Here is a 26,677-nt window from a genome sequence, read left to right as displayed (position 1 = left end):
CGCTCGCGCCAACGCAGCCCACAAAGAAGTGAGGAAGCCGTGCAGTTCCACCACCACGGATACGTGTCCACCGATCCCCGCATCCATGACGCCGCCGGCGTGGGAATCGACCGCCCCGACGAGTTGCCCGAGAACGTCGACGTGCTCATCGTCGGCACGGGGCCGGCCGGCATGATCACCGCCGCCCAGCTCTCCCAGTTCCCCGGGATCACGACCCGCATCGTGGAGCGCCGGGGCGAGCGCCTCGCGATCGGGCAGGCCGACGGCATCCAGGCGCGCAGCGTCGAGACCTTCCAGGCCTTCGGTTTCGCGGAGCGCATCATCGCCGAGGCCTACCGCATCACGGAGATGGCCTTCTGGACGCCGGATCCCACGGACGTGACCCGCATCATCCGTTCGGCCCGTGCCGTGGACGACCCCACCGGCATCAGCGAGTTCCCGCACCTGATCGTCAACCAGGCGCGCGTGCTCGACTACTTCGCCGAGGTCATGGCATATTCCCCCACGCGCATGGAACCGGATTTCGGCTACGACTTCCGCCGCCTGGTGAACACCGATGAGGGTGAGTACCCCGTCACGGTGACGCTCGTGCACACCACCGGGGAGCGGGCAGGCCAGGAGCGCGTCGTGCACGCCAAGTACGTGGTGGGTGCCGACGGTGCCCGCAGTGCCGTGCGCGAGTCGATCGGCTGCACGCTCGCCGGCGACCAGGCCCGGCATGCCTGGGGCGTGATGGATGTGCTCGCGGTCACGGACTTCCCGGACATCCGCCTGAAGTGCGCCATCCAGTCCGAGTCGGGCGGCAACATCCTGCTCATTCCGCGTGAGGGCGGATCACTGTTCCGCATGTATGTCGACCTGGGCGAGGTGGCCGCCGACGACAACGGCGCCGTGCGCAAGACCACGATCGACGAGATCATCGCCAAGGCGAACGGCATCATTCACCCCTACACACTCGACGTGAAGAATGTCGCCTGGAACAGCGTCTACGAGGTGGGCCACCGCCTCACCGACCGGTTCGACGACGTCCTCCCCGCAGAGATCGGCACCCGGATGCCGCGGGTCTTCATCACCGGGGACGCCTGCCACACGCACAGCGCCAAGGCCGGCCAGGGCATGAACGTGTCGATGCAGGACGGCTTCAACCTGGCCTGGAAGCTCGGCCATGTGCTCGAGGGCCGCAGCCCCGAATCCCTGCTGGGCACCTACTCGGCCGAGCGCCAGGTGATCGCGAAGAACCTGATCGACTTCGACAAGACCTGGTCGACCCTGATGGCGACGAAGTCGGAGGACCTCGAGGTTCCGCTGGAGGAGTTCTACACGCAGACCGCCGAGTTCCCGTCCGGTTTCATGACGCAGTACCCGCCGTCGATGCTGATCGGCGAGGCCACCCACCAGGGTCTGGCGACCGGGTTCCCGCTCGGCAAGCGCTTCAAGTCCGCACCGGTGGTGCGCGTCGCTGACGCCAATCCCGTGCAACTCGGGCACCACCACCGGGCCGACGGCCGGTGGCGCGTGTATGCGTTCGCGGATGCCGCGGCATCCGGTGAGGCATCGGCGCTGTCCGACTGGGCCCAGTGGATCCAGACGTCGCCGGAGTCGCCGCTGCTCGCGCACACCCCCGGCGGGACCGACATCGACAGTGTCTTCGACGTGAAGGTCGTGTACCAGCAGGAGCACACCGGCGTAGATCTTGGTCGTGTGCCCCGCGCGTTCCTGCCGATAACGGGCCCGTACGAGTTGATCGACTACGAGAAGCTCTACGCGACCGACCCGGAGAGCGACGTGTTCGAGCTGCGCGGCATCGACCGCGGGGGTGCCGTCGTGGTGGTGCGCCCGGACATGTACGTGGCGGCCGTTCTGCCTCTGACGGCGACCGCTGAGCTGGCCGCCTTCTTCCGGCAGATGCTGCTGGTGCTGCGCTAGCTGTACTGCCCAGGGAGGTTAGTTAATCGGCTGCGCGGCTACTCGGCCTCGCAGCTGCGCGGCAGCGCGGCTATTCGGCGGACGGCCGCTGGCGCTGTTTCTTGGTGGCCGAGCGCTGTTGCTTTGCGGCGAGGTGCCGCCGGCCCGAACCCCGGGTGGGTTTGGTCGGGCGGCGCTGAGGCGCGTCGGGAGCCAGACCCGCAGCCACGAGATCGGCGAGTTTCGCCAGGGCGAGTTCACGGTTGCGCAGCTGGGAGCGCCGCTCGGATGCCGTCACGGTGATCACGCCGTCGACAAGACGCTTGGCGAGGCGGGCGAGCAGGCGCATCCGCTGGTCGTCGGACAGTGTCGACGACTCGGCGACGTTCCAGAAGAGTTCGACGCGGCTGTCGGACGTGTTGACGTGCTGGCCGCCCGGTCCGGACGACCGTGAGAACCTCCAGCCGAGTTCGCGCTCGGGGATGGTGAGCGCGGGCGACACCTCCAGATCCATGTGACCAGAGTGGCACGTTCCACTGGCAGTGGCGGCCTGAGCCGCCCGGACAGGCGGTGGACCAGCCCGAGGTCGAGCCTGTCGAGACCCAGGCGACCCGCCCCCAAGAACTCACGCTGACGCTGGTCGAGCCTGTCGAGACCCAGGCGACCCGACCCCAAGGACTCACGCTGACGCTGGTCGAGCCTGTCGAGACCCAGGCGACCTGCCCCCGGGAACTCACGTCGACGTTGGTCGAGCTTGTCGAGACCGAGCCTGTCGAGACCCGGGACCAGCCCCCGCCCGATGTGCTCCCGCGGGCCGCCAGATTCGGGTGGGGTCGTAGCAGTACGGTGCCCTGACTTCGGGTTTGCCGCGGATCATGCGGATTTCCCAGCCCGACGTGTCGATGCTGTGGTGGTGGTACCAGCACAGCAACACCCCGTTGCCGATGTCGGTTTTCCCGCCTTGGTACCAGGGGATGACGTGGTGCACCTCGCACCAGGCTGCGGGCACGGTGCAGCCCGTGATGGCGCAGCCCCCATCGCGGGCGGCGATGGCGCGGCGCTGGGCCCGGTTGAAGAAACGTTTCTCGGTGCTCAGGGTGAGGACCTCGTTGTTCTCGCCGAACAGGATCTCCTGGAACCCGCCCGCGCAGAGGGCCTGCTTCACGGTTTTCAGCGAGACGGGAGCGTCGACGCCGTCGATCCAGCCCACACCGCGGCCGGCAGCGAGGTCGGCCTGGTTCACGTGGATCATGACCGTGGGCGCCGCACCGCCCATGGTCGGGGTTCCCGCGTCGCGGGTGGCGGCCTCGAACACCCCGCGGAGGATGTCGGCGCGCTTCTGGCCGCCGTTACGATCGTCGCTCAGGGCCGCGGCTTCCGCACCCGGGATGAGCTGACCCGAGTCCATGCGCGCCTGCTCTTCTTCGGTGGGGAACGCCGGCGCGGCATGGGCGGAGAGATACGTGTCGAAGATGCCGTTCATGATGCCGCGAAGCTCAGGGGTGACCCCGCCCCGCAAAGGGTAGAGGCCGTCACGGAACAGCCCGAACCCGACGGTGCTGCGGGCCTCGGCGACGGGCTCGTTCGGGGCGGTACCGTCAGGGTCGAGGCGGGCCTGCCACTGCGTGGCGATGCCGCGCACCAGATCGGCGGGGAACGCGAACCCTTCGCCGGGAAGCCCGACGGTTTCCTCGGTGACGGCCCCGGTCGCAGCTCCGACCAAAGCCCGCTCGGCGGTGCCGAGGTCGTCGGGTGCGACCCGGGCGGCGATCTTGTCGAGGGCCGTGACGATGTTCTCGGCCGCGTCGACACCGAGATCACCGGCGGTGAGGGCATCCGCCACGGCCGGGTAGTACGGCGGCAACACGCTGGTGCCGGCCAGGCGCGGGGTGACGTTGTCGCCCAGCCGCACCCGCCGGGTCGCTTCCCGGGCGGAGATGAGGGCCAAGCGGGTGATCAGGTCGGTACCGCTGGAGGCCCCGTTCTTGTAGGCCAACGAGTCGTGGCCGAGGATGCGGCGGGACCGCACCGAAATGTCGGCGGCGGAGGCGACCCTCGCAGCATCGACCCGACGCCCCAGATCTTCGACCGTGCCGAGCACCGCCATCGCATCCGCCTCGTTCAGCAAGGAGAAGGAGACCGAGTCCAGCACGGACGCGGCCAGATCACGCGCCTGCTGGAGCTGCTGCACGAGGGAAGTCACCGCCTGGGTGGAGGCGGTGGGGTGGTGCGGAGTGGGGGCTCCTGCCATGCCTCAATAGTAAACGTGTTCGAGACTAGAGTCAATACTTTTCGAATAGACATCGAAAGTAATTTGTTCTGAGCGTCGACGTGCGCGCGGCGCGCGCGGACATCCGTTCTCGCGAGCACCAGGCGTTCGGGCGGGTTTCGACAGGCTCAACCACCGGGTTTCGACAGGCTCAACCACCGGGTTTCGACAGGCTCAACCACCGGGTTTCGGCAAGCTCAACCACCGGGTTTCGACAGGCTCAACCACCGGGTTTCGACAGGCTCAACCACCGGGTTCCGACAGGCTCAACCACAGGCGCCCACCTCGGCCTGCAGCGGCAGCATGCGCACGCTCTCGAACCGGCGCGCTCCCCCGTCGATCGGATCGGTGAAAGCCACCGCACTGGCCAGGAGTTGCAGCGGCCGGGTGAAATCGTCGATCGCGACGGGCAGAACGACGGGGTACAGCGGGTCGTCGACGATGGGGATGCCGAGGCCCAGCATGTGCATCCGCAGCTGGTGTGTGCGTCCGGTGCGCGGCGTCAGCCGATAGACGGCCGTGCCCTGCAGAACGGTCTCCAGCTCGATCAGCGACTCGGCATTGGCCGGCTCGTCGGTCACCTCGGCCTGCCACTGACCCCGCCGGGTGACGAGGTGGTTCTGCACAGTGACCGGGAACTCCAGATCCGGCCGCAGCGGAGCCAGCGCACGATAGGTCTTGTCGATCTCACCGCGTTGGAACATCGATTGATACTCCCCGCGCCAGCGTCGCTCCGTCGCCAGGACCAGCAGTCCCGACGTCACCCGATCCAGGCGATGCAACGGTGAAAGCTCGGGCAGTCCCAACTCGGCACGCAGGCGCACCACCACGCTCTGCACAACATGCCGGCCGCGCGGGATGCTGGAGAGAAAGGCGGGTTTGTCGATCACAACGAGGCGGGCATCCTGATGCACCACGTGGATGATCCCGGGCACCACTGTCTCCTCGGCGAGATCGCGGTGAAACCAGACGAAGGTGTACGGGCCGTAGGGGTCGTCGCCGACGACCGGCGTGCCCGATTGATAGACGAAGCGCTCGTCGGCCAGAAACCCGGCGACGTCCACGAACCCGGCAAGACGCTCGAGCAGCCAGGCTCCCATGGTCGGCCACGGATGCGGCCGCTCGCGATCCCGCTCCGGCGTGCACACCCACGCGGCTTCGAGCCCGTGGCGCCGGGGCAACGGGGACGGCGGTGGCATGCACTGATCGTACGTCGCCCCGCAGCCGGCCCGCCAACGGGGACGTGTTGACGGCGAGCCGCAGCGAACGACCGCCAACCACCACAGGTAGTATGTAGATCACACCCCAACCACTAGATATGGTTCCTTCGCCCGGCTCAACCCCCCGCCCGAATGTCGTGGGTGCTGACCCAAGGAGATGGCACAGAGTGTTGAAAATGGATGATCCCGGCGCAGGAACCCTCACGACGGGGAACACTCTGAGTACGCTCATGGTGGCCAAACGGGATGGCCGCCGGCTCGCCTTCGATGACGCCCGCATCTACGCGGCACTGGCCAAGAGCTTCACGGAGGTCGACGGCGAACTGACCCCGCTCACGCACCGCACCATCCGCGATCTGGTCGCTCGTGTCAATCGTGAGATAGCCTCCCGCTTCACGGTCGATATAAAGATCTACGAGGTGCAGAACATCGTGGAACACGCCCTGCTGGACAGCAAGGAATACGACGCCGCCGAGGCCTACATCAATTACCGCATCCAGCGGGACTTCGCACGCAGCAAAGCCACGGACATTAACCATTCGATCGTCAAATTAATCAGCAAAGACCAGTCGGTCGTCAACGAGAACGCCAACAAGGACAGCGATGTCTTCAACACCCAGCGCGACCTGACCGCCGGAGCCGTCGGCAAGGCCATCGGCCTGAAAATGCTGCCCCCGCACGTGGCCAACGCCCACCAGAAGGGCGACCTGCACTACCACGACCTCGACTACCACCCTTATGCGCCGATGACCAACTGCTGCCTCATCGACTTCAAGACGATGCTGAGCCAGGGTTTCCGCATCGGCAACGCCGACGTCGACCCGCCCCGGTCGGTCCAGACGGCGACGGCGCAGATCTCCCAGATCATCGCGAACGTGTCCTCAACCCAGTACGGCGGATGCTCGGGCAACCGGATCGACGAGGTCCTCGCCCCCTACGCCGAGAGAAACCTCGAGAAGCACCTGGCCGACGCCCGCAAGTGGATCGCGGACGAGACGCTGCACCAGTCCTACGCCGAGGAGAAGACCCTCAAGGACATCTACGATGCGATGCAGAGCCTCGAATACGAGATCAACACCCTGTTCACCTCGAACGGTCAGACTCCCTTCACCTCGCTCGGCTTCGGACTCGGCACCAGCTGGTTCGAGCGCGAGATCCAGAAGGCGATTCTGCAGATCCGGATCGAGGGGCTGGGCAGCGAGAAGCGCACCGCGATCTTCCCGAAGCTGATCTTCACCGTCAAGCGGGGCCTGAACCTCGACTCGACCGACCCGAACTACGACATCAAGCAGCTGGCGCTGGAATGCTCCACCAAGCGGATGTACCCGGACATCCTCAACTACGACAAGATCGTCGAACTCACCGGCAGCTTCAAGGTGCCGATGGGCTGCCGCTCCTTCCTGCAGGGCTGGACCGACGAGAACGGCAACGACGTCTCCGAGGGCCGGATGAACCTCGGCGTCGTGACGCTCAACCTGCCCCGGATCGCCCTGGAGGCCGCCGGCGACAAGGACAGGTTCTGGAGCATTCTCGCCGAACGGGTGAGCACGGCGCGCGACGCCCTGCTCTTCCGAATCGAGCGGTGCAAGGAGGCAACCCCGCAGAACGCCCCGATCCTCTACGTCTACGGTGCCTTCGGCCAGCATCTCCATGCCGGCCAGCCCGTCGACACCCTCTTCAAGAACAAGCGCGCCACCGTGTCCCTGGGGTACATCGGCCTGTACGAGGTGGCTGCGGCGTTCTACGGCGGCGACTGGGAATCGAACACCGAGGCGCGGGACTTCACCATCGACATCCTGCGCACCCTGCACGAGCGCACCACGGCGTGGAGCAACGAGTACGGCTACCAGTTCAGCGTGTACTCGACGCCGAGCGAGAGCCTGACCGACCGGTTCTGCCGCCTCGACACCGAGAAGTTCGGCTCCGTGCCGAACATCACCGACAAGGACTACTACACCAACAGCTTCCACTACGACGTGCGCAAGAACCCGACGCCGTTTGAGAAGCTGGACTTCGAGAAGGTCTACCCGACGTTCTCCTCGGGTGGATTCATCCACTACTGCGAGTACCCGATCCTGCAGCAGAACCCCAAGGCCCTCGAGGCCGTCTGGGATTACTCCTATGACCGCGTCGGTTACCTCGGCACCAACACTCCGATCGACCGGTGCTACGCCTGCGGCTTCTCGGGCGACTTCGACGCCACCGAGCGCGGGTTCGAATGCCCCGAATGCCACAACTCCGACCCGATGACCTGCGACGTCGTCAAGCGCACCTGCGGGTACCTCGGCAACCCGCAGGCCCGCCCCATGGTGCACGGCCGGCACACGGAGATCACCTCCCGGGTCAAGCACATGGCCGGGGCGACCGGCATCCGTGGGGCGGATGCCTCCGCATCCGTCGCCGAGGATGCGTAACCCCCAGCCCGGCGAGTGGCTCTCGGAGAAGCTGAGTCAGCGGCACGTCGGCGATTACAAGCCCTTCGTCTTCGTCGACGGCGAGGGGGTGCGGTGCAGCCTGTACCTGTCCGGGTGCCTCTTCGCCTGTGAGGGCTGCTTCAACGAGGCCACCTGGAGTTTTCGTTACGGGCAGCCGTACACCGAGGAGCTCGAGGACCAGATCCTGGCCGACCTCGGCCAGGAATATGTGCAGGGCCTCACGCTTCTGGGCGGGGAGCCGTTCCTCAACACCGGGGTGTGTCTGGCGCTGCTCGACCGGGTGCGCCGGGAACTCGGCACGTCGAAGGATGTGTGGTGCTGGACCGGCTACACGTTCGAGGAGCTGCTGTTGGAGAGTGAGGACAAGCTCGCCCTGCTCGGCTCCATCGACATCCTGGTCGACGGCCGGTTCGAGCAGGCCAGGCGCGATCCGGGCCTGCAGTTCCGGGGCAGCAGCAACCAGCGGATCATCGACGTGAAGGCGTCGTTGCGCTCCGGACAGGTGACGCTGTGGGGCAGTCTGAAGGATGCGACCAGCCGCTATGAGCAGATCGAGAAGCGGGCCCTGATCTAGCCTTCAGAACAGCGGCCAGGGCACGGCGGGCATGTCGCCGCGCGGGGCCGGGAAGCAGCCGTCGGCGCGGAGCCGGTCGCAGCGTGCGGCCAGCGCGGCGATCTCGACCTCGGTGAGCAACCCGGCCAGCGCGGCGCCGAGCTCACCGGCCAGCTGCGCGCTGACCCGGTCGATCCCGTCGAGCTCCTCCGCCGTGAGCTCCTCCCCCAGCCAGCCCCAGAGCACGGTGCGCAGCTTGTGCTCGGCGTGGAAGGTGAGTCCGTGGTCGACGCCGTGCCGGTGGCCGTCCGGCATCGCCAGGATGTGGTCGCCCTTGCGATCGGCGTTGTTCACCACCACGTCGAACACGGCCATCCGGCGCAGCGCGGCCGAGTCCTCATGGATGAGGGTGACGGCACGATTGTGCTCGTCCCGCCCGTCGAAGACCCGGCACCAGCCCGGTGACGGCGCGGCCTCCCAGGGGACCAGGTCGACGGCCGCCTGATCGGGATCGGAGTCCTGCCAGAGCTGCACCATCCCCGGCCCCATCGGGCCGTCCCGCAGCCAGGTGAGCGGCACGACGTTCCAGCCGAAGGCCTGGGAGACCAGGTAGGCCGCCGCCTCCCGGCCGGCAAGGTCACCGTCGGGGAAATCCCAGAGCGGATTCTCGCCGGCGACCGGCTTGTAGACCACCGTGACGTCGCCGATGCTGCCCAGGAAGGTCGCGTTCGAGGCCGTGGTGATGCGGCCCGTCAGTTCGAGCTCGCCGTCGAGGTCGCTGCTGCGCTCCCCGTCGCCGAGGGGCGCATCGGCCATCATCAGAGGCTGCCGGGAAGGGTGCAGACGTGTCCCTCGACGTCGATGGGCTCGCCGCAGAACGGGCAGAGCGGGCGGCCGGCACCCACCACCTCGCGGGTGCGCTTCGCGAAGGCCCGGGCGGTGCCGACAGGCATCCGCACCAGGAGCATCTCCTCCGGCTCCACCATGATCGCATCGAGCAGGTCCTCGTCCGGCACATCCTCGGCGCCCGGGTCGACTTCCACGAGCGGATAGGCCTCGATGACGACCTGCACGGTCGACGGGTCCCAGCCCAGGCTCATTCCGCCGGTGCGGAATTCCTCGGAGACCGGCTGATCCAGCGGGTCGTTGTCGACGAGCTCGATGGGAGTGCTGGTCGGGATGCTGAACGGGTTGCCCTCGTGGCTCATCAGCTGGTCGAGCATCTCGTCGATCTTCTCGGCGAGCAGGGCGGATTGCTGTTTCTCCAGGGCGATGCTCACGATCTGAGCTCCGGTGCGCACCTGCAGGTAGAACGTGCGTGAACCCGGCAGACCGATGGTGCCGACGACGATCCGATCCGGCCAGGCGAACTCATGGACGATTGTGGGCATGTCGGTATTTTAGGCGACGGTGGTGTGCGGCGCCTGACCGGAACCGCCGCCGAGGGGCGCGTCGGTCGGTGGGGCGGCGGCGCCGAGCCAGGAGAGGTCGCCGGCATCCGTGTTGATGGCGTGCACGCTCGGCCGGCTGGTGCCGTAGCGCACGATCGAGACGGATGCCGGGCCCACCTCCAGGCGCTGGAAGAGGTCGAGGTGCATGCCGAGCGCGTCGGCCAGAACGGACTTGATGATGTCACCGTGGCTGACCGCCACCCATACCGCTCCGGGGCCGTGCTCGGCCTCGAACACCGCGTCATGACGACGGATGGCGGCGACCGACCGGGCCTGCATGGTCGCCATCGACTCACCGCCCGGGAACGTGACGGCCGACGGCTGGGCCTGCACCGTCGACCAGAGCTGTTCCTTCGCGAGGTCGCCGAGGGCCTTGCCCTGCCAGTCGCCGTAGTCGCACTCGGTGATGCCCTCCTCCACCGGCGTCACGAGCGAGCCGGACTGGTGGTCGAGGATGAACCGTGAGGTCTGCCGGCAGCGCTCCAGGGGGCTTGTGACCACGCCGACCAGCGGCACCACGGCCAGACGCTTGCCCATCAGGGCCGCCTGGTCCTGGCCGATCTGGTCGAGGCGCACCCCGGGGGTGCGTCCGGCCAGCAGGCCGGTGGCGTTCGCTGTGGTGCGGCCGTGCCGCACGAGGATGACTGTGGCCATGGGTCCAGCCTAGACAGGCAGGTGGGCGCTGCCCGCCGTCGGAACAATTCGACCCGAGTGACACCATAATCGCTTGACGTGACACCACTCTGGTGTCACTATGGTGACATGGAACTCGGACAGTACGTGAACGACCTGCAGCGACACCTGACGGATGCCGCGGCGAACGGCGCCGAGGACACTCGCGTCGTCGCCGAGCGCATCGCCGCCGGGCTGGATGCCGCCGCACGGCTCGTGCTCCTCGACGTGCTGTCGGCCGCGGCCGGCGAGATCACCCGTGACCTTGCCCCCGGATCGGTCGACCTGCGCCTGCGCGGGCGTGAGATCGAGTTCGTGGTGGCACTCCCGAACACCGAACCGGACAGCGAGGAGCGGCCCGCGGCATCCGTCGACCTGGACGACGCCAGCACCTCGCGCACGACGCTGCGCCTGCCGGACGCCCTCAAGGCGCGAGTGGACGAGGCGGCGGCGGCTGACGGCCTGTCCGTCAACACCTGGCTGGTGCGTGCGGTTGCCGCCGCACTCCAGCCCAAACAACGACGCTCTGCGCAGCGCACCCGGCGCACCGGCGACAACTTCGCGGGCTGGGCGCGCTAAACCGCTCGGCTCCATCAGACGCACCAGCCCCGCCCAGCCGCGGGGTCCGCCCACCGTACCTCCACACCTTCACGCACGAACCCAGAAAGGGAAGCGCCAGCATGCCTACCTACAACACCCCTACCCCCATCGACCTGGCCATCAACCTGCAGGTCGGCGAAATCGTGGTCGTCGCCGGCGACCGCGCCGACACGGTTGTGACCGTGTCCCCCACCAACCCCGCCAAGGCTGTCGACCGCCGGGGCGCGGAGGAAACCCAGGTCGCCTTCGACGGCGAGCGGCTCACGATCACGGGTCCGCGACCGCGGATCAGCTTCATCGGCCCCACCGAATCGGTCGATATCCAGGTCGAGCTGCCGACCGGCTCTCGGCTCACTGCGGAGATCGCCGTCGGCGGCCTCCGCTCCATCGGACGCCTCGGCGCCACCCGGATCAAGAGCTCCACGGGCCCGGTGGAGGTCGGCGCCACCGGCGACCTGTGGCTGCGGGCCGGCCACGGCAACGCCACCCTGGGCACCGCGGAGGGCGGGGTCGAGATCACGGCAGATCACGGGCAGATCCGCATCGGAACGGTCACCGGCGACGCGCTCCTCAAGGCGTCGCACGGCTCGATCACGGTCGGCGACGCCGGCGGTGAGCTCGACGCGAAGCTCTCCTACGGCGACCTCGAGATCGTGAGGGCCTTTTCCTCCGTCTCGGCCGCCACCGCCTACGGCAGCATCCAGCTGCACGAGGTTTCCAGCGGTTCCATCCAAGTGGAGAGCGGCTTCGGCCAGGTCACCATCGGCGTGCGCCCCGGGGTGCCTGCCTGGCTCGACCTGTCCTCGAAAAACGGGCATGTGCGCAACGAACTCGACGGCGACACCGCTCCCGCCGAATCCGAGCAGACCGTCGCCGTGCGTGCACGCACCCAGTTCGGCAACATCAGCATCCAGCGCTCGCGATGACCGAGGGCGCCTGAGCGAAGGGAACGACCCATGACCAGTCCAGCGATCGACGTCCACGGGCTCCGCAAGTCCTACGGCGACAAGGTCGTGCTCGACAACGTCGACCTCACCGTGAGGGCGGGCACCATGACCGCTCTGCTCGGCCCGAACGGCGCCGGCAAGACGACCACCGTGCACATCCTTTCCACGCTCCTGAAACCGGATGCCGGCACCGCATTCGTGAACGGATGCGACGTCTGGCGCGACCACGACGGCGTGCGCGCCGCGATCGGCCTCACCGGCCAGTTCTCCGCGGTCGACAGCCTGCTCACGGGCGAAGAGAACCTCCTGCTGATGGCCCGGCTGCGCCACCTCGGGTCGCAGCGGTCGAAGACCCGCGTGGCCGAGTTGCTCGAGCAGTTCGACCTGGTCGAGGCCGCCCGCAAGCCGCTGGCCACCTACTCCGGCGGGATGCGCCGCCGCCTCGACCTCGCGATGACCCTGGTGCAGGCACCGCGCGTGCTCTTCCTCGACGAGCCCACGTCGGGTCTGGACCCGCGCAGCCGCCGCACCATGTGGGACATCGTGCGGGGCCTGGTCGCGGACGGCACGACGGTGCTGCTCACCACCCAGCACCTCGAGGAGGCCGATGAACTCGCGCACCGCATCGCGGTGCTCGACGGCGGCCGCATCGTCGCCGAGGGCACGCCGGACGAACTCAAACGCCTTGTGCCCGGCGGTCACCTCCGGCTCCGGTTCACGGATGCCGCGGCGCTCGACGCCGCCGCCCGCCTGCTCCCTGAGTCCGACCGGGACGACCCCGGGCTCACGCTCACCGTGCCGGCCGACGGCGGGGTGGGCGCGTTGCGCACCGTGCTGGCCCGCCTGGACGCGGCCCATCTCGAGGTCGACGACCTCAGCATCCACACCCCGGATCTCGATGACGTGTTCTTCGCGCTCACGGGCCGGGTCGAGACGAAAGGAACGGAGACATGACCACCATCACCACCCGGCGCCCGTCCCCGGGGGCACCGGATGCCCCGGGCGGGTCGCCTGCCCGTCGGCGCTCGCACGTCATCGCCGATTCGATCACCATGCTGCACCGCAACCTGCTGCACATGGTGCGCTACCCGGGCCTGTCCATGTTCACCATCGGCGGTCCCGTGGTGATTCTGCTGCTGCTGCTGTTCGTCTTCGGCGGCACCCTCGGGGCCGGCCTGCCCGGTGTGGACCCGGCCGGCGGACGGGCGGCGTACCTTGCCTACGTGATGCCGGGCATCCTGCTGATCACCATCGCGGGCACAGCCGGCGGCACCGCCACGACGGTCGCGATGGATATGACCGAGGGCATCACGGCCAGGTTCCGCACGATGGCGATCTCGCGCACGGCGGTGCTCGCCGGGCACGTGCTCGGCAACACCATCCAGGCGATCATCGCCGTCACCCTCGTGCTCGCCGTGGGGCTGCTGATCGGCTTCCGCCCGACCGCCGGACCGGTGGACTGGCTCGCCGCCGCCGGACTGATCGCGTTCATCTCCTCTGCGATCAGCTGGCTCGCGGTCGGCATGGGGATGCAATCGAAGTCGGTCGAGACCGCCAGCAACCTGCCGCTCCTGCTGACCATCCTGCCTCTGCTCGGCAGTGGCTTCGTGCCCACCGCGTCGATGCCGGCCGGGTTGCAGTGGTTTGCGCAGTACCAGCCGTTCACCCCGTTCATCGAGACCCTGCGCGGGCTGCTGCTCGGCACTCCGCTCGGCTGGAACCCGGTGCTGGCCATCGGATGGTGCGTCGTGATCGCGGCCGCCGGCTTCGTCTGGTCGACGGCGCTCTACGAGCGCAAGTCCGTGCGCTGAGCCGGGCATCCGTCGACATCAAGTCGCGCTAACTGAGGAGATTTTCGCAACACGCCGCTCGCCCGGCCACCACGACCGGCGTTTCTCGAAAATCTCCTCTTTTGCGTGACGACGGATGCCGTCGCGCCGGCCCCGGCCCCGGCGCCGGGTACTCCTAGTCGTCCGGGTCGGTGATGAACCCCTCGTCGATCATCCAGGCGTAGGCGACATCGGCCGGGTCGGCACCGTCGACGTCCACCTGCCGGTTCATCCCGCGCAGCACCTCATCGGTGAGCCGGGGCGAGATCTCGGCGAAGATCTCCTCCAGACCGGGGGTGGCCTTGAGCGTCTCACTGTAGAAGACGGGAGCGACGTTGTAGGCCGGGAAGAACGCGCGGTCGTCGATCAGAACCGTGAGGTCGAGCGCGTCGAGGCGGCCGTCGGTGGTGAAGACTTCGCCGAAGTTGCACGCGCCGTCGTTGGTCGCGCTGTAGATCGCGCCGGTGTCGTAGATGCCGATGTTGCTGTCGGGCACGCCGGCGGCGGCGCCCCGCTCCAGGTCGTAGTGGGCCAGCATGGGGTTCATGCCGTCCGGCCGGGAGTTGAATTCGGCTTCGACGCAGAAGGTTCGATCCTCGACCGGCAGCGCGGCGAGTTCGGACATGGTCGTGATGCCGCCGAGCTCCGGAATCGCCTCACTGCGCACCGCGAGGGCGAACGTGTTGTTCATCGGTGCCGGCGTGCCCCAGGTGACACCGTTCTTGATGTCGATGTCGTACACGGCCTGCCACATCTCGGCCTGGTCGGCGATCGCCTCCTCCTGACCGAGGTAGGTCAGCCACGCCGTTCCCGTGTATTCCCAGAGCACATCGGCCTGTCCGGAGAGCAGCAGCTCGCGCGTCGGTTGACTGCCGGGCAGATTGCTGAGGTCGGTGACGTCGAATCCCGCCGCGGTTCCGGCCAGCACCGCGATCTTGCCGAGCAGCAGCTGCTCCGTGAAGCTCTTGGACGTGACCGTGAGGCCGACGCCCTCGGCCCCGTCGAGAGGGGTGATCGACCCTGGTCCCACCGCGGGAACGTACGAGGTCGCCGGCTTCAGGCCGCAGCCGGTCAGGGCGAGGGCGCAGACGGCGAGAACACCGGTGGCCACACCCCAGCGGCCCAGGGGCGTGCGACGGATGCGAGACGAGGAGCGAAACATCTAGAGTCCCTTCGGGCGGGCAATGTGTTCCACAACACGGCCGATCCAGTCGATGAGCAGGGCGAGGAGCGCAACGAGCAGGGCTCCGGTGACGAGCACGGGAGTGAGGCTGAGATTCACGCCCGTGGTGATCAGGATGCCCAGTCCCCCACCGTTGACGAATGTCGCCAGGGCGGCGGTTCCGACCAGTAGCACGAGAGCCGTGCGCACGCCCGAGAGCATGACCGGAACGGCAAGCGGGAGTTCCACGCGAAACAGCACGGCGGCGGAGCTCATGCCCATGCCCCGCCCGGCCTCGACGAGGCGGGCGTCGACCTGCTGCAGGCCGACCATGGTGTTGCGCAGAACAGGGAGCACCGCGTAGAGCACGAGGCTCAGTGTCGCGGCCCAGAAGCCGAAGCCGACCCAGAATGCGAGCAGCACGACGACGCCGATCGCGGGGGCGGCCTGGCCGACGTTGGCGAACGCGAGCACGGGAGCGGTCAGAAACCGAAGGGGTCTGCGGGTCAGGGCGATCCCGAGCGGAATCGCGATGACCAACACGATCACCGCGGCGAGCAGTGTGAGCTGGATGTGTTCCAGGGTGTAGATCCAGAGCGCGGACGGGGCGAGGGTGGTGAGCTCGATCGGCGAGAGGTTCGCCGTCAGCAGCCAGATCACCAGAGCGAGGAACGCGAGCAGGATGCCGGCCAGCTGGTAGACCAGTCCTCGCCAGGACAGCCAGACCAACCGGGCACGCGTGACCGGGATGGCGGGCACTGCCGGGTCGCCCGGCGGTTCGACGGCGCTGTCGCCGCCGGCGATGCCGGCTTCCGCTTTCGTGCGGGTGTTCACTGAACGGTCCTCGTGTCGGTGGCGCTGCCCTCGGACTCGCCCGGGCCCGTGGCGCTCGGGGCCGTCTCACTCGGAACCGCGTCACTGGTTTCAGCCTCGGCCGCAGACGTCTGCGCCTGGAACAGGCCGGTGTTCAGGCCGACCGGCGCCTGGTCTGACACGAGCACGGCCGCAGCCTGTGACCGCGTGATGGCGTCCATCACGGTCTTCACGTCGATGACGCCCTTGAACATGTCGCGGCGGCCGGTGACGAGTGCGGCCCCGGCGCTCGAGACGAGCATCGTGTCGAGCGCGTCATTGAGCGTGGACCGGTTGCCCACCACCGGGAGTTTCGGGTCGGGAACGTCGCTGATGACGTCGAGGCGCCCCAGCTTGCGGCGCGAAAGCCACTGGATGGGCCGGCGACGCCCATCGATGATGACCGCGTGACCGTGGCCTGCCTCGACGATGCGAGCGAGGACATCCGCTGCCTGTTCTCCGGGGTTGCCGGTGATGGCGTCGCTGAGGGCGACATCCGTCACCCGGGTCAGGGTGAGCTGTTTGAGGCCGGCGCCGGAGCCGATGAAATTCTCGACGAACTCGTTGGCCGGGTCGCCGAGGATGCGTTCCGGGGTGTCGTACTGCTCGAGCTGGGCACCCTCGTTGAAGATGGCGATCCAGTCGCCGAGTTTGACGGCCTCATCGAAGTCATGGGTGACGCAGACGATGGTCTTCTGCAGTTCTTCCTGAATGTTGAGCAGTTCGTCCTGCAGGCGCAGTCGGGTGATCGGGTCGACGGCGCCGAAGGGCTCGTCCATGAGCAGGATGGGTGGGTCGGCCGCGAGGGCGCGGGCCACACCGACGCGTTGCTGCTGGCCGCCGGAAAGCTCCTTGGGGTAGCGGTCGCGGTAGAGCGCCGGGTCGAGGGAGACGAGTTCGAGGAGTTCGTCGACGCGGGCCGCGATGCGGGCTTTGTCCCAGCCGAGCATCTTCGGCACGATGCCGATGTTGGTGGCGACGGTCATGTGCGGGAAGAGTCCCCCCGCCTGGATGACATAGCCGATGCCTCGGCGCAGGGTGTCGCTGTTCATATCCGTCACGTCGTCACCGTCGACGACGATTCGGCCCTCGGTCGGTTCGATGAGTCGGTTGATCATCTTGAGGGTCGTGGTCTTGCCGCAGCCCGAGGGGCCGACGAACATGACGATCTTGCCGGCCGGGATCTCCATGGTGAGACCGTCGACGGCAGGGCGCGCCTGGCCGGGGAATCGCTTCGTGACATGGTCCAACAGGATGCTCGCACCGGTGATGCCGGTTGAGATGCTGATGGAACCGTCGGTGCTGGTTGAGTCAGCGGGGGTGGATGCGATGCGTTCAGACACGGATACCTCGAGGTGTGGTCAGGCGGCCGAGGCCGACGAGAAGGAGATCAAGAATGAGGGCGAGCACGACGACGCCGATGACGCCGGTCAGCACCGACTCGAGGGAATTGGCGCCACCGAGGCGCGAGAGGCCGGAGAAGATGAACCCACCCAGACCCGGGCCGAGGGAGTACGCGGCGACCGCTGCGATTCCCATCACCATCTGTGCGGAGACCCGGATGCCGGTGAGGATGATCGGCCACGCCATCGGCAGTTCCACCTGAAGCAGCGTGCGAAACCGGCTCATGCCGATCCCGCGGGCGGATTCAACGATGGAGGGGGCGATGCCCGACAGGCCCACGACCGCGTTCCGCAGGATGGGCAGCGTGGCGAAGAACGCCACGACGATGACGGCCGGAACGACGCCGAAGCCGAGCGGCGCGATGAGGAGTCCGATGAAGGCGAACGACGGGATGGTCAGGCCGATGGCCGATACCGAGTTGGCGATCCCGGTCAGCGTGGAATTGCGGTAGACGAGGGCAGCCAGCACAACGGCGATGACCGTCGCCAGAAGAAGGCACTGTACGACGAGACTGAAATGTTGCCAGCTGCTGAACAGGATTTGCTCATACTGAGCACCTAGAAAATCCCACACATCAAAACCTCTTCGGGTCGATAACACACCGGGTCACCGCCACCGGCAGGGGCGCAATTGGAGGCGCAGATGTCGAACTTGATGGGGACGCAGGCTGAAAGCCTGGGTGAGGGTAGAAGCTTAGTGTCGCACGGCCACCCCCGAATGGCCGCCACGAGTTGTCAGGCCGACCGGCTCTCCGGAGAAAAACACGTGATCAAGCCCGGTTTATAGCTGGGTTTCGGTTTCCGCCTCCTTGCGGTGATCAAGGTTCGTGTGCGCCAGATCGTCCAGTTCCCCATCGGAGGCGGCCTCCTCGACGGCAATGAGTCGGTTGTTCGCGGTGGGAAGTGCTCGCACCACCTCGTCGAGTTTGCGCTGCGTCGCGGCCTGCTGCCGGGCCTGGGTGTGCTGGAGCACGAACACCATGACGAGCGTGATCGAGGACGTCACCGTGTACAGGACGTTGTTCCACCACGTCGGAAATTCAACGAAGAAGCCGCCCACCAGCCAGAGCGCCGTCACGGCTCCCACACCGAGCCCCACCGTGGCCAGCGAGGTGGCGTCACCCACACGATGAAGCAGTCGGCTGCTCCACAGGTGTTCCCGCCGCTCCGTGGCGTGGTCTTCGTCGTCGGTCGCCCGTCGTGACCGCGAGGCCGACGGCCCCTCCGGATCCTGCTTCTTATGCTGACTAGTCATATAAATACAGTAACGAATGAGGTGTTCCGCCCGGACGGGACTACGGCAGGGGGCCGCGCCGCGCGAGCATCCCCGCGAAGAGGGCGTGCAACAGCGGGAGCGCAGACACGACCACGAGCACCGTTCCGATCGCGGCATCGTCGGTGCGCAGCAGGATGCCGCCGATGAGCAGGGCGGCGAAGAGGATGGCCGAGATGATCTGCCGCCCGGTTCGCTCGAGGACGACCAGGCGGCGTTCGAGCCGCGGTGTCTGCACCGAGACGGCGCCCTCTTCGAACCGTGTCGTGAGGTTGTCGAGCCGCTGGGGCAGCCGCGCGATCACGCCCGCCGCCGACAGGGCCTGCTTGGCGACCGCCTGCACCACGTTCCCGCCCTCGGTGCGGATCAGCTGGGCGGAATACGGCTCGACGGAATTCCAGATGTTGAAGGCCGGGTCCAGCGAACTGCACATGCCCGAGGTCAGCGACATGGCGCGCACAATGAGGAGAAAGTTCTCCGGCAGCTGAAACGGCAGCGAGCGCACCACATCACCGAACTCGAGGGCGAAGGCGCGGAACTCGCGCGGGTCGACATCCTGCAACTCAGCGAAGCCCATCCCGCCGAACCGGGCGAACAGTTTCGTCATCGCCCGCTCGAGTTCCGCGGTGTCAGCGGAGGGCAGGAGCACGCCCACGGCACGGATGCCGTCCACCATCCCCTTGCCGTCACGGGCCGCGGCGGCGATGAGCAGCTTCACGAGTCCCTGCCGCAGGGCGTCGGGCACGTCGCCCATCATGCCGAAGTCGATGAAGGTGAACTTCCAGGCCCGACCACCGGTCGCGCCGTCGCCGCCGAGCGGCGTGACGAAGATATTGCCGGGGTGCGGGTCGGCATGGAAGTAGCCGTTCACGAAGAGCTGGTCGAACATGACGGATGCGAAAGCGTCGGCCACGTCGGAGGGGTCGATTCCCGCAGCCCGCAACGCGTCGACATCGTTGATTTTGATGGCGGTCACGTCTTGCAGGGTCAGCACGCGCCGGGTGGTTCGCTCCCACACCAGTTCGGGAACGCTGACCCGCTCATCGTCGGCGAAGTCCTGAGCGAATCGTTCGGCGCTCGCCGCCTCGTGCAGGTAGTCGATCTCCTCGAGGCTCGTGAAGGCGAACTCCTCGACCAGGGCGGGCATGTCGACGCGATCCGAGACCAGGCGCACGTGGCTGAGCCAACGGGCGACCCGGCGCAGGGCGCTGAGGTCGACGTCGACGATGGCGCCGATGCCCGGCCGCTGAATCTTCACGACGACGTCGAGCAGGCCGGTGTCGGCCGCATCCGTTGCCGAGAGCCGCGCGCGGTGCACCTGACCCAGGGAGGCCGCCGCCAGCGGATTCGGATCGATGAAGTAGAACGCACGCTCGAGGGTCACCCCCAGCTCCGCCTCGGCGAGGGCGCGGATCGCCGGGAAGGGCACCGGCGGCACCTCGTCCTGCAGACCTTCGAGCTCTTTCGTGATCTCTGGCGGCAGCACATCGAGGCGCGACGACATGAACTGCCCGACCTTGATCATGAGTCCGCCGAGGTCGACCGCGAGCACGTGGAAGCGCTTCGCAATGTGTTGCAGGCGCGCCGGCCTGGATCGTGCCGCGAGCCGGGCGAGTCCGACCCGCGGCAGGAACACTTCGTACCACCAGGACTGCACCAGATAGCGAGCTGCGAACCGGAGGATCCTGCGGGAGCGGGCGCGCATGTTCCTGACGTCGGTCATCTGTTCTCCTTGATGCCGACGTGCTGCGGGCACTCGGTCAGTCCTGGGCGAGGATGGAATAGAGCTTACGACGCGCCTCATCCAGGATGGCGACGGCCTGCTTCACCTGCTCCGGGCTGCCGGAGCGCCCGACCTGGGCTGCGGCCTGGGCCAGGTCGATGCCGGCCTTGGGCAGCGCGGTCGCCCGGCCGCTGTCCCGCGTGCTCTGGGCCTCCCACGGGGCCGCCTGACCTGCCGCGGCATCCGCCACACCTCGGCCCTCGTCGGTGAGCGAGTAGGTCTTGCGACCGTTGGACTCCTCGGCGTTGATGAGTCCCTCGTCGGCGAGCAGCTGAAGCGTGGGATAGACCGAGCCGGGGCTCGGCTTCCAGGTGCCGTTGCTGCGTTCCTCGATCTCGTGGATGATCTGGTAGCCGTGCATCGGCATCTCGGCGAGCAGCGCCAGCACCGCCGCACGCACATCCCCGCGTGCCATCCGGGTGCCGACCTTGCGGTCGAACTGTCCGCGCAGCTGCTCCATCGCGTCCCACATGCCGCTGGGCCAGCCGTCGCCGGCACCGCCCCGGCGCGCCCCGAACCCGTCACCCATAAATGAACCGCTCATGATGTCCTCCTCAGTGCTCGAGCCACCACGACTCGGCGATACTTAACGATATATCGCTCGCAACCTGATGGCGAAACAAATTCCATCTTCATTCCGCCGTCTGGGAAGCGCCTGTACCCAGCCGGCCACGCGGTAATGTGGACCCCGTTGTCGTCGCCTCGCACCAGGACGACGCCCCTGACTCTGAGGAGAACCCCATGTCTGTCGGCTTGCTCGCCGTTGTCGATGACATCTTGACCGCCGCTCTCAAAGCGAGCGCCAAGACCGCGGGCGTCGTGATCGACGACGCGGCCGTCACCCCTCAATACGTTCAGGGTCTGTCGCCGGCGCGCGAGCTTCCCATCGTGTGGCGGATCGCACTCGGCAGCGTGTTCAACAAGTTCGTCATCATCATTCCGCTCGCACTGCTCCTCTCGGCCTTTGCGCCGGGGGTGCTGCCGTGGCTGCTGATCATCGGCGGCACCTATCTGTGCTTCGAGGGTGCGGAGAAGGTCACCGAGTGGTTCGGCGTTCATCACGACGCTGACGAGACCGAAGCTCGGGACGAGCGCAAACTCGTCTTCGGCGCCATTCGTACCGACCTCATCCTGAGCACGGAGATCATGCTGATCGCACTGGCGGGTCTCGACCCCGATTTCGGGATCTGGATGACGCTCGGCGCCCTGGTCGTGATCGGTCTCGGGATGACGGTGCTCGTCTACGGCACCGTGGCCCTGCTGGTCAAGATCGACGACATCGGGCTCGCGCTGATGAAGCACTCGGTACGACGCGTGCGACGCACCGGTGCGCGCATCGTGCGATCGATGCCGGCCGTGTTCCGCGTGATCAGCATCGTCGGCACGGTCGCCATGCTGTGGGTCGGCGGCCACCTGGTGATCGCCAACCTCAACGACACGATCTGGAGCAGCCCCTACGACGTCGTGCACGCCGTCACGCATGCGGTCGAATCCGCCGGACCCGTCATCGTCTGGGTCACCGACACAGCGATGTCGCTCGTGTTCGGTCTCATCCTCGGCCTGATCATCGTCGTCATCCTGGCCGCGGTGTCGCGCCTTCGCAAGCGACAGCAGGCCGAACGCGTAGCTGCCTGACCCCGTTGCCCGCTGCCGGGCGCGTCAACCGAACGAAACGAGGATGGTCCGATGCAGTTCTCCCTGTGGGTGGCCCTGGTCGGCGCGGGCGCCCTGATCAGTTTCACGCCCGGGGCGGGGGCGATCAACACCATGAGCAACGCTCTGAACGCGGGCTTCCGCCGCTCCATCTGGGGCATCCTCGGCCAGCAGGCCGCGCTGCTGGTCCACATCGTGATCGTGGCGCTCGGCGTCGGCCTGCTCGTGGCCGGTTCGCCGATCGCGTTCAACGTGATTCGCTACGCGGGTGCCGCCTACCTGGTCTACCTGGGCATCCGTCAGTTCCTCGCCAAACCGCAACTCGATGCCGAGAGCGTCAGCGCGCTGAGCAATGAGCCCCGCTGGTCGATGTTCCGGCGCGGGCTGTGGGTGAACATCCTGAACCCCAAGGCGATTGTGTTCTTCCTGGCCTTTCTCCCCCAGTTCATCCGGGTCGACCGACCGCTACCGTTCCAGTACCTGATCGTCGCCGCCACCGTCGTCGTGATCGACATTCTGGTGATGTGGTTCTTCTTCGCAGGGACGGCGCGCTCATTCCAGCGGTTCACCCGCGACGCTCGGGGTCAGCAGATGCTGAACCGCGTCTTCGGCGTGCTTTTCGTGGCCGTCGGCGTGCTGCTCGCCGTCATCCACTGAGGGCTCCAAACTACTGGTTGGCTCCGGTTTTCGACGCTGGGTGAGCGCACGGAACATGCACATCCGGGGCAGCTAGGATGTTCGAAAATACCCAGTAAGCCCTCCGGATGTGATCGAACGCAAGGAGCACAGATGACGTTTGCGCTGGACGCTGACCTGGTGATTCTGGGCGGTGGACTGGCCGGGCTCACGCTGGCCGCCCGTCTGGCACGAGAACGTTCCGGTCTGCGCGTCGTGGTGCTGGAACCGCGCACGGTCTACCAGGACGACCGCAGTTGGTGCTTCTGGCGACCGGAGCAGAACGACCTGTCGCATCTGGTCTCGCAGAGCTGGAAAACCTGGACTTTTTCGGATCCGGCGGGCCGCACCTTTCGGCACCAGGTGCCCGGCCTGACCTACCAGTACATTCGGGCCCGTGATTTCTACGCGAGCATGCAGGCCGACATCGCCCTGTCATCGCGCGTCGATCTGCGCCTCGGAGTGAGTGCCGAGACGGTCACCGCAGTCGCCGGCGGTGTGCGGGTCGAGACGAGCGCAGGCAGTCTGCTGGCGCGCCAGGTGGTCGACACCCGGCCACGGGCCACCGAGTCGATGCTGTACCAGAGCTTCGTGGGCTTCGAACTGGAGAGGGAGCATCCGTTCCCGTTCGATCCGAGAGAGGTCACGCTGATGGGATCGCTCACCGCGGATGCCGAGGGCCTGCGGTTCGTCTACACCCTGCCGCTCGGCCCGAACCGCGCGATCGTGGAATGGACCCGCTTCGGCATGGCTCCGATCAAGCGGGAGCGCCTGGTCGGCGAGCTCGACGAGGTGCTCACCGGGCTCGGCCTGGCCGACGCCCGCCGGGTGCGCACCGAGGGCGGTGTGCTGGCCATGGGGCTGGGCAAGCAGACCGCGGAGTCGATACCCGGGGTTGTGTACGCCGGCAATGCCGGCGGGGCGCTGCGGGCCGCCTCCGGCTACGGGTTTCTGCGCATTCAGCGCTGGGCCCGGCTCTGTACGGAGAGCCTGCTTGCCGGCCAGGGGGCAGTGGGGCACCCGGAAGAGCCCCGGGTGCGGCGCACCTTCGATCGCATCTTCCTGCAGGCCGTTCGGGCGCATCCGGAACGCACCGCGGAGTATTTTCTCGCCCTGGCCCGCGGCGTCGCACCGGCCGCGCTGGTGCGTTTTCTCAGTGACGGCGCTCGGCCCGCGGACTATGCGCGCATCATCTCGAGCCTGCCGTGGACCCCCTTTCTTGCCCAGGTAGCCGCGCCCGCGACGTTCAGCCCGGCACAGACTCTGCCGGCCGCCAAGCCGACGCCGACAACAGAAACCAGCGTGCAGCGATGACCGATCAGACCGCTCCTCCCCGCGAAGCAGAAGCCCGGGTAACGCCACGGTGGCGGCGCGTGCCCGTTGAAACGCTGGTGTTCTCCAGCCTGGCCCTGATCACTCTTTTCGTCGTCGCGCTGGGCCTTCCCATGCCATCGCCCACAGTTCAGATCATTCTGCTGGGCATCCTCGGCGGCGTGCTGGGCCTGCCCCACGGGGCCCTCGATCCGCTGATCGCGCGCCGGGCCGGACTGTGGCGCACTCCGCTGGGCTTCGCCGGGTTCAACGCGATCTACATTCTCGTCGTGGTCGCCGTGGTGCTGCTCTGGCTGGTCGCGCCGGTGCTGAGCCTGGTCGCGTTCCTCCTGGTGTCGGCTCTGCACTTCGGATCCGACTGGAATGCCGATCGGCCGGTCTGGTTGCGTTTTCTCGCCGGTTTCGGTCTGCTCACGCTGCCGGCGCTGTCGCATCCCGACCAGGTGAGCGCCATCTACGTGGTGCTGTCCGGCGAGGGAGGCGCATCGGTCGCCGCCGTGCAGGAATGGCTCGGGCCGCTCGCCGTGGCCGGTCTGCTGGTCGCGGCCGTGGTCGCGCTGCGGCGCCGACCGAGCCAGAGTATCGAAATCGTTCTCGCCACCGCCCTCGGCCTGGCCACCGAACCGCTTATCTTCTTCCTGCTCTACTTCTGCGCACTGCACAGTTTCCGGCACCTGCTGGGAGGCTTCCAGGAGGAGCGGGGCGGCGGGCGAAAGACAGCCGTCCTGGTCACGGTCTACACCGTGGTGCCCCTCCTGACAGCGGGGGCCATCCTCGCGGTCTTCGGGTCCGGCGCCGTTGTGAGCGACCAGATCTTGCAGTTGGTGTTCATCGGTCTGGCCGGGCTCACCGTGCCGCACATGATGGTGGTGACCTACGACATCCGACGGCGACGATCGGCAGGCTCGGCGTCTCGTTCAGTTGCCTGAGGGGCCCTCTGAGGATGCGTCCGCCTCGACCCGGGCCGCGAACTCCTCCATGCCGCTGGCGATGTTCTCCTGGCGAGTCTCGTCGTCTTCCGGATCGCGAGGCGCGTCATACGGCCAGGCCATGTACACATTGGGGTCGATGATCAGGTAGGCGGACAGCGACCCGTGCGGGATCGCTTCGTAGTCGCGGACCTGCTCGTCGGACTGGTCCATGCCCATCCACGCGATGCCCGTGTTCTCGGGCAGAACAACCCAGCCCTGGCCGCGGAACACCTCGGCGAGGTCCGGTGCGATGCTGGCGTGCACCTGAGCGAAACCGCGGGTGGTGAGGGCCGGCGCGAGAGTGTTGAGCAGCGCCCGGCACACCTCCGCGGATCCATCGGTGATCAGCAGTTCGATGACGGCGGTGCCGTGGTCGCTGACGATGGCGTCGTCGATGTCCTCGTCGGTGGAGTCTTCGTTGAGCTGATTCTCGTCGACGTAGCTGTCGGGCTCGGTGACGACGGCGCCGAGGAGCCGGCCGTCTTCGGATTCGGCGACCAGGGCGAGAGCCATGGACTCGATCTGGAGTTCGATGGTGTCGTCGAAGTAGGTCTCCGGCGCGTCGTCGATCTCGGCCTGCGGGTTCTCGGCGAACAACGTGACAAACGCTGCCCGATGCCCTTTGCCCAGACGTCGGACTCGGATGCTCGGTTGCTCGCTCATGCTTGAGCCTCTCGACGATGTTGTACGTGCTCTCACGCCCCGATACCGGAACACTCGAATTTATCATGCGTTGCCCCCGGCGCAGCCCTGTCCAATCCGGGGAACGTGGCTAATCTGGCGAAACATTCGTCGTGCAACTGGAGCGGGGCGAGAAAAGCAGAATCGAGACGAATCATGGGAAAACTCGACGGCAGAATCGCGCTCGTGACCGGCGGTTCCTCGGGCATGGGAGCGGCGGATGCGAAGCTGCTGGCAGCAGAGGGAGCTCGAGTCATCGTCGCCGACCTGGCGGATGACGCGGGCCAGGCGCTGGCGGACTCGATCGGCGGACTCTACCGGCACCTCGACGTGTCCGACGAGACGCAGTGGAAGGCCGTGGTGGCCGACGTCGACACCACCGTCGGTCACATCGACATCCTCATCAACAACGCCGGGATCGTCGCGTTCACCCCGGTGGCCACCACCGAGCTGGAGGAGTGGAACCGCGTCATCGGCATCAACCTGACCGGCGTCTTTCTCGGTATCCGCTCCGTCGCTGAGTCGATGAAAGCCGCCGGCGGAGGCGTCATCGTCAACGTGTCGTCCACCGCGGGAATCATGGGCTACTCCAACCTGAGCGCCTACGTTGCCAGCAAGTGGGGCGTACGCGGACTCACCAAAGCCGCGGCCCTGGATCTCGGCAAGGACAACATCCGTGTGGTCTCGGTTCACCCGGGCGGCATCCGCACCCCGATGACCGCCGGCATGGAAGGTTCGGCGATGTACGCCGGGCAGCCGATCCCCCGGATCGGTGAGCCGGAGGAAGTGGCCAAGCTGATTCTGTACCTGGTCGCGGATGCGACCTACTCCACGGGCACCGAGTTCATCGCCGACGGCGGTGCGACGGTGGGGCAAGTTCTGAACGTGTAGGACAACGATGCAACAGGTCCCACCTGTCTAGCCGGCCGCACGTCGGACCAGTGCCCGCGACTGCCTCTCGGCGCCGGCAGTCAGTGCGAGCGGTTGTCCGGCTGGTGAGCACACCATATA

Annotated in this window: 26 protein-coding genes; 12 read left to right on the top strand and 14 right to left on the bottom strand. The window is 67.2% G+C overall.

What is annotated here, in order from left to right; all coding sequences use genetic code 11:
* The first annotated feature begins 39 nt into the window (after nt 1-39).
* On the top strand, nt 40-1,926 hold the full coding sequence (locus E3T49_RS00530; protein WP_134422435.1) for an FAD-binding monooxygenase: 1,887 nt from the start codon (nt 40-42) through the stop codon (nt 1,924-1,926).
* Nucleotides 1,927-1,996: 70 nt separating this feature from the next.
* Here the strand turns inward: E3T49_RS00530 and arfB are convergent, their stop codons facing one another.
* The 3 genes from arfB to E3T49_RS00515 all read right to left on the bottom strand — a co-directional run bounded on the left by arfB (nt 1,997) and on the right by E3T49_RS00515 (nt 5,373).
* Nucleotides 1,997-2,419 carry an alternative ribosome rescue aminoacyl-tRNA hydrolase ArfB gene (gene arfB / locus E3T49_RS00525; RefSeq protein WP_134422433.1) on the bottom strand — a complete coding sequence of 141 codons (423 nt, stop codon included), beginning with the start codon at nt 2,417-2,419 and terminating at the stop codon, nt 1,997-1,999.
* 219 nt (nt 2,420-2,638) lie between these two features.
* The gene (locus E3T49_RS00520) at nt 2,639-4,156 is read right to left on the bottom strand and encodes an HNH endonuclease signature motif containing protein (RefSeq protein ID WP_134422431.1); all 1,518 of its coding nucleotides are present in this window, start codon (nt 4,154-4,156) and stop codon (nt 2,639-2,641) included.
* Nucleotides 4,157-4,440: 284 nt separating this feature from the next.
* Entirely contained in the window at nt 4,441-5,373 is a 933-nt protein-coding gene (locus tag E3T49_RS00515; RefSeq protein WP_134422429.1) for a pseudouridine synthase, read from the bottom strand.
* A gap of 197 nt (nt 5,374-5,570) precedes the next feature.
* Between E3T49_RS00515 and nrdD the strand changes: the two genes are divergently transcribed.
* Both nrdD and nrdG read left to right on the top strand, forming a co-directional pair.
* A complete protein-coding gene (gene nrdD, locus E3T49_RS00510) occupies nt 5,571-7,808 on the top strand; it encodes an anaerobic ribonucleoside-triphosphate reductase (protein ID WP_134422427.1) in 2,238 nt (745 codons plus the stop codon).
* The gene (nrdG, locus tag E3T49_RS00505; RefSeq protein ID WP_134422425.1) at nt 7,801-8,403 is read left to right on the top strand and encodes an anaerobic ribonucleoside-triphosphate reductase activating protein; all 603 of its coding nucleotides are present in this window, start codon (nt 7,801-7,803) and stop codon (nt 8,401-8,403) included. Before nrdD ends, nrdG begins: the two co-directional genes overlap by 8 nt.
* Nucleotides 8,404-8,406: 3 nt before the next feature.
* On the opposite strand, the gene E3T49_RS00500 is transcribed toward nrdG, so the two are convergent.
* The 3 genes from E3T49_RS00500 to E3T49_RS00490 are packed head-to-tail and all read right to left on the bottom strand — an operon-like array spanning nt 8,407 to nt 10,487.
* Nucleotides 8,407-9,198, bottom strand: a complete 792-nt coding sequence (locus tag E3T49_RS00500; protein ID WP_134422423.1) for an SCO1664 family protein — start codon at nt 9,196-9,198, stop codon at nt 8,407-8,409.
* A gap of 2 nt (nt 9,199-9,200) precedes the next feature.
* Complete coding sequence (locus tag E3T49_RS00495; protein ID WP_134422421.1) at nt 9,201-9,773, bottom strand: DUF3090 domain-containing protein; 573 nt, start codon at nt 9,771-9,773, stop codon at nt 9,201-9,203.
* Nucleotides 9,774-9,782: 9 nt separating this feature from the next.
* Nucleotides 9,783-10,487, bottom strand: coding sequence for a histidine phosphatase family protein (locus tag E3T49_RS00490; protein WP_134422419.1), 705 nt, complete (start codon nt 10,485-10,487; stop codon nt 9,783-9,785).
* 108 nt (nt 10,488-10,595) lie between these two features.
* On the opposite strand from E3T49_RS00490, the gene E3T49_RS00485 reads away from it, so the two are divergent.
* The 4 genes from E3T49_RS00485 (at nt 10,596) to E3T49_RS00470 (ending at nt 13,863) form a co-directional block, all read left to right on the top strand.
* Nucleotides 10,596-11,084 carry a type II toxin-antitoxin system HicB family antitoxin gene (locus E3T49_RS00485; protein WP_134422417.1) on the top strand — a complete coding sequence of 163 codons (489 nt, stop codon included), beginning with the start codon at nt 10,596-10,598 and terminating at the stop codon, nt 11,082-11,084.
* 101 nt (nt 11,085-11,185) lie between these two features.
* Nucleotides 11,186-12,031, top strand: coding sequence for a DUF4097 family beta strand repeat-containing protein (locus E3T49_RS00480; RefSeq protein ID WP_134422415.1), 846 nt, complete (start codon nt 11,186-11,188; stop codon nt 12,029-12,031).
* A 30-nt stretch (nt 12,032-12,061) separates the two neighbouring features.
* Nucleotides 12,062-13,006, top strand: coding sequence for an ATP-binding cassette domain-containing protein (locus tag E3T49_RS00475; protein ID WP_134422413.1), 945 nt, complete (start codon nt 12,062-12,064; stop codon nt 13,004-13,006).
* Nucleotides 13,003-13,863 carry an ABC transporter permease gene (locus E3T49_RS00470; protein WP_134422411.1) on the top strand — a complete coding sequence of 287 codons (861 nt, stop codon included), beginning with the start codon at nt 13,003-13,005 and terminating at the stop codon, nt 13,861-13,863. The genes E3T49_RS00475 and E3T49_RS00470 overlap by 4 nt, the downstream gene beginning before the upstream one ends.
* Nucleotides 13,864-14,017: 154 nt before the next feature.
* On the opposite strand, the gene E3T49_RS00465 is transcribed toward E3T49_RS00470, so the two are convergent.
* From E3T49_RS00465 to E3T49_RS00435, 7 genes are all read right to left on the bottom strand, one after another.
* Nucleotides 14,018-15,043 (bottom strand): glycine betaine ABC transporter substrate-binding protein, encoded by a 1,026-nt coding sequence (locus E3T49_RS00465; RefSeq protein WP_134422409.1) that lies wholly within the window; start codon nt 15,041-15,043, stop codon nt 14,018-14,020.
* On the bottom strand, nt 15,044-15,763 hold the full coding sequence (locus tag E3T49_RS00460; RefSeq protein WP_420898519.1) for an ABC transporter permease: 720 nt from the start codon (nt 15,761-15,763) through the stop codon (nt 15,044-15,046).
* A 110-nt stretch (nt 15,764-15,873) separates the two neighbouring features.
* Complete coding sequence (locus tag E3T49_RS00455) at nt 15,874-17,184, bottom strand: ATP-binding cassette domain-containing protein (protein WP_241972568.1); 1,311 nt, start codon at nt 17,182-17,184, stop codon at nt 15,874-15,876.
* Between the two features lie 46 nt (nt 17,185-17,230).
* Complete coding sequence (locus tag E3T49_RS00450; RefSeq protein ID WP_134422407.1) at nt 17,231-17,872, bottom strand: ABC transporter permease; 642 nt, start codon at nt 17,870-17,872, stop codon at nt 17,231-17,233.
* A gap of 207 nt (nt 17,873-18,079) precedes the next feature.
* Complete coding sequence (locus tag E3T49_RS00445) at nt 18,080-18,553, bottom strand: low affinity iron permease family protein (RefSeq protein WP_166785423.1); 474 nt, start codon at nt 18,551-18,553, stop codon at nt 18,080-18,082.
* Nucleotides 18,554-18,593: 40 nt separating this feature from the next.
* Nucleotides 18,594-20,294 (bottom strand): ABC1 kinase family protein, encoded by a 1,701-nt coding sequence (locus tag E3T49_RS00440; protein ID WP_134422403.1) that lies wholly within the window; start codon nt 20,292-20,294, stop codon nt 18,594-18,596.
* A 37-nt stretch (nt 20,295-20,331) separates the two neighbouring features.
* The gene (locus E3T49_RS00435; RefSeq protein WP_134422401.1) at nt 20,332-20,898 is read right to left on the bottom strand and encodes a PadR family transcriptional regulator; all 567 of its coding nucleotides are present in this window, start codon (nt 20,896-20,898) and stop codon (nt 20,332-20,334) included.
* A 197-nt stretch (nt 20,899-21,095) separates the two neighbouring features.
* Between E3T49_RS00435 and E3T49_RS00430 the strand changes: the two genes are divergently transcribed.
* From E3T49_RS00430 to E3T49_RS00415, 4 genes are all read left to right on the top strand, one after another.
* Complete coding sequence (locus E3T49_RS00430; RefSeq protein ID WP_134422399.1) at nt 21,096-21,989, top strand: DUF808 domain-containing protein; 894 nt, start codon at nt 21,096-21,098, stop codon at nt 21,987-21,989.
* 51 nt (nt 21,990-22,040) lie between these two features.
* The gene (locus tag E3T49_RS00425) at nt 22,041-22,664 is read left to right on the top strand and encodes a LysE family transporter (RefSeq protein WP_134422397.1); all 624 of its coding nucleotides are present in this window, start codon (nt 22,041-22,043) and stop codon (nt 22,662-22,664) included.
* Between the two features lie 132 nt (nt 22,665-22,796).
* Nucleotides 22,797-23,996: an FAD-dependent oxidoreductase gene (locus E3T49_RS00420; RefSeq protein WP_134422395.1), complete on the top strand. Its 1,200-nt coding sequence runs from the start codon at nt 22,797-22,799 to the stop codon at nt 23,994-23,996.
* Nucleotides 23,993-24,943 (top strand): Brp/Blh family beta-carotene 15,15'-dioxygenase, encoded by a 951-nt coding sequence (locus E3T49_RS00415; RefSeq protein WP_134422393.1) that lies wholly within the window; start codon nt 23,993-23,995, stop codon nt 24,941-24,943. Before E3T49_RS00420 ends, E3T49_RS00415 begins: the two co-directional genes overlap by 4 nt.
* Here E3T49_RS00415 and E3T49_RS00410 read toward each other — a convergent pair.
* Nucleotides 24,932-25,648, bottom strand: a complete 717-nt coding sequence (locus E3T49_RS00410) for a hypothetical protein (protein WP_134422391.1) — start codon at nt 25,646-25,648, stop codon at nt 24,932-24,934. The genes E3T49_RS00415 and E3T49_RS00410 overlap by 12 nt on opposite strands.
* Nucleotides 25,649-25,822: 174 nt before the next feature.
* On the opposite strand from E3T49_RS00410, the gene E3T49_RS00405 reads away from it, so the two are divergent.
* Nucleotides 25,823-26,557, top strand: a complete 735-nt coding sequence (locus E3T49_RS00405) for an SDR family oxidoreductase (protein WP_134422389.1) — start codon at nt 25,823-25,825, stop codon at nt 26,555-26,557.
* Nucleotides 26,558-26,677: the final 120 nt, after the last annotated feature.

The sequence above is a fragment of the Cryobacterium cryoconiti genome (assembly GCF_004403065.1).
GTDB lineage: Bacteria > Actinomycetota > Actinomycetes > Actinomycetales > Microbacteriaceae > Cryobacterium > Cryobacterium cryoconiti.
The sequence above is the reverse complement of the archived record's forward strand: the minus strand, read 5'-3'. Positions and strand labels throughout refer to the sequence as shown.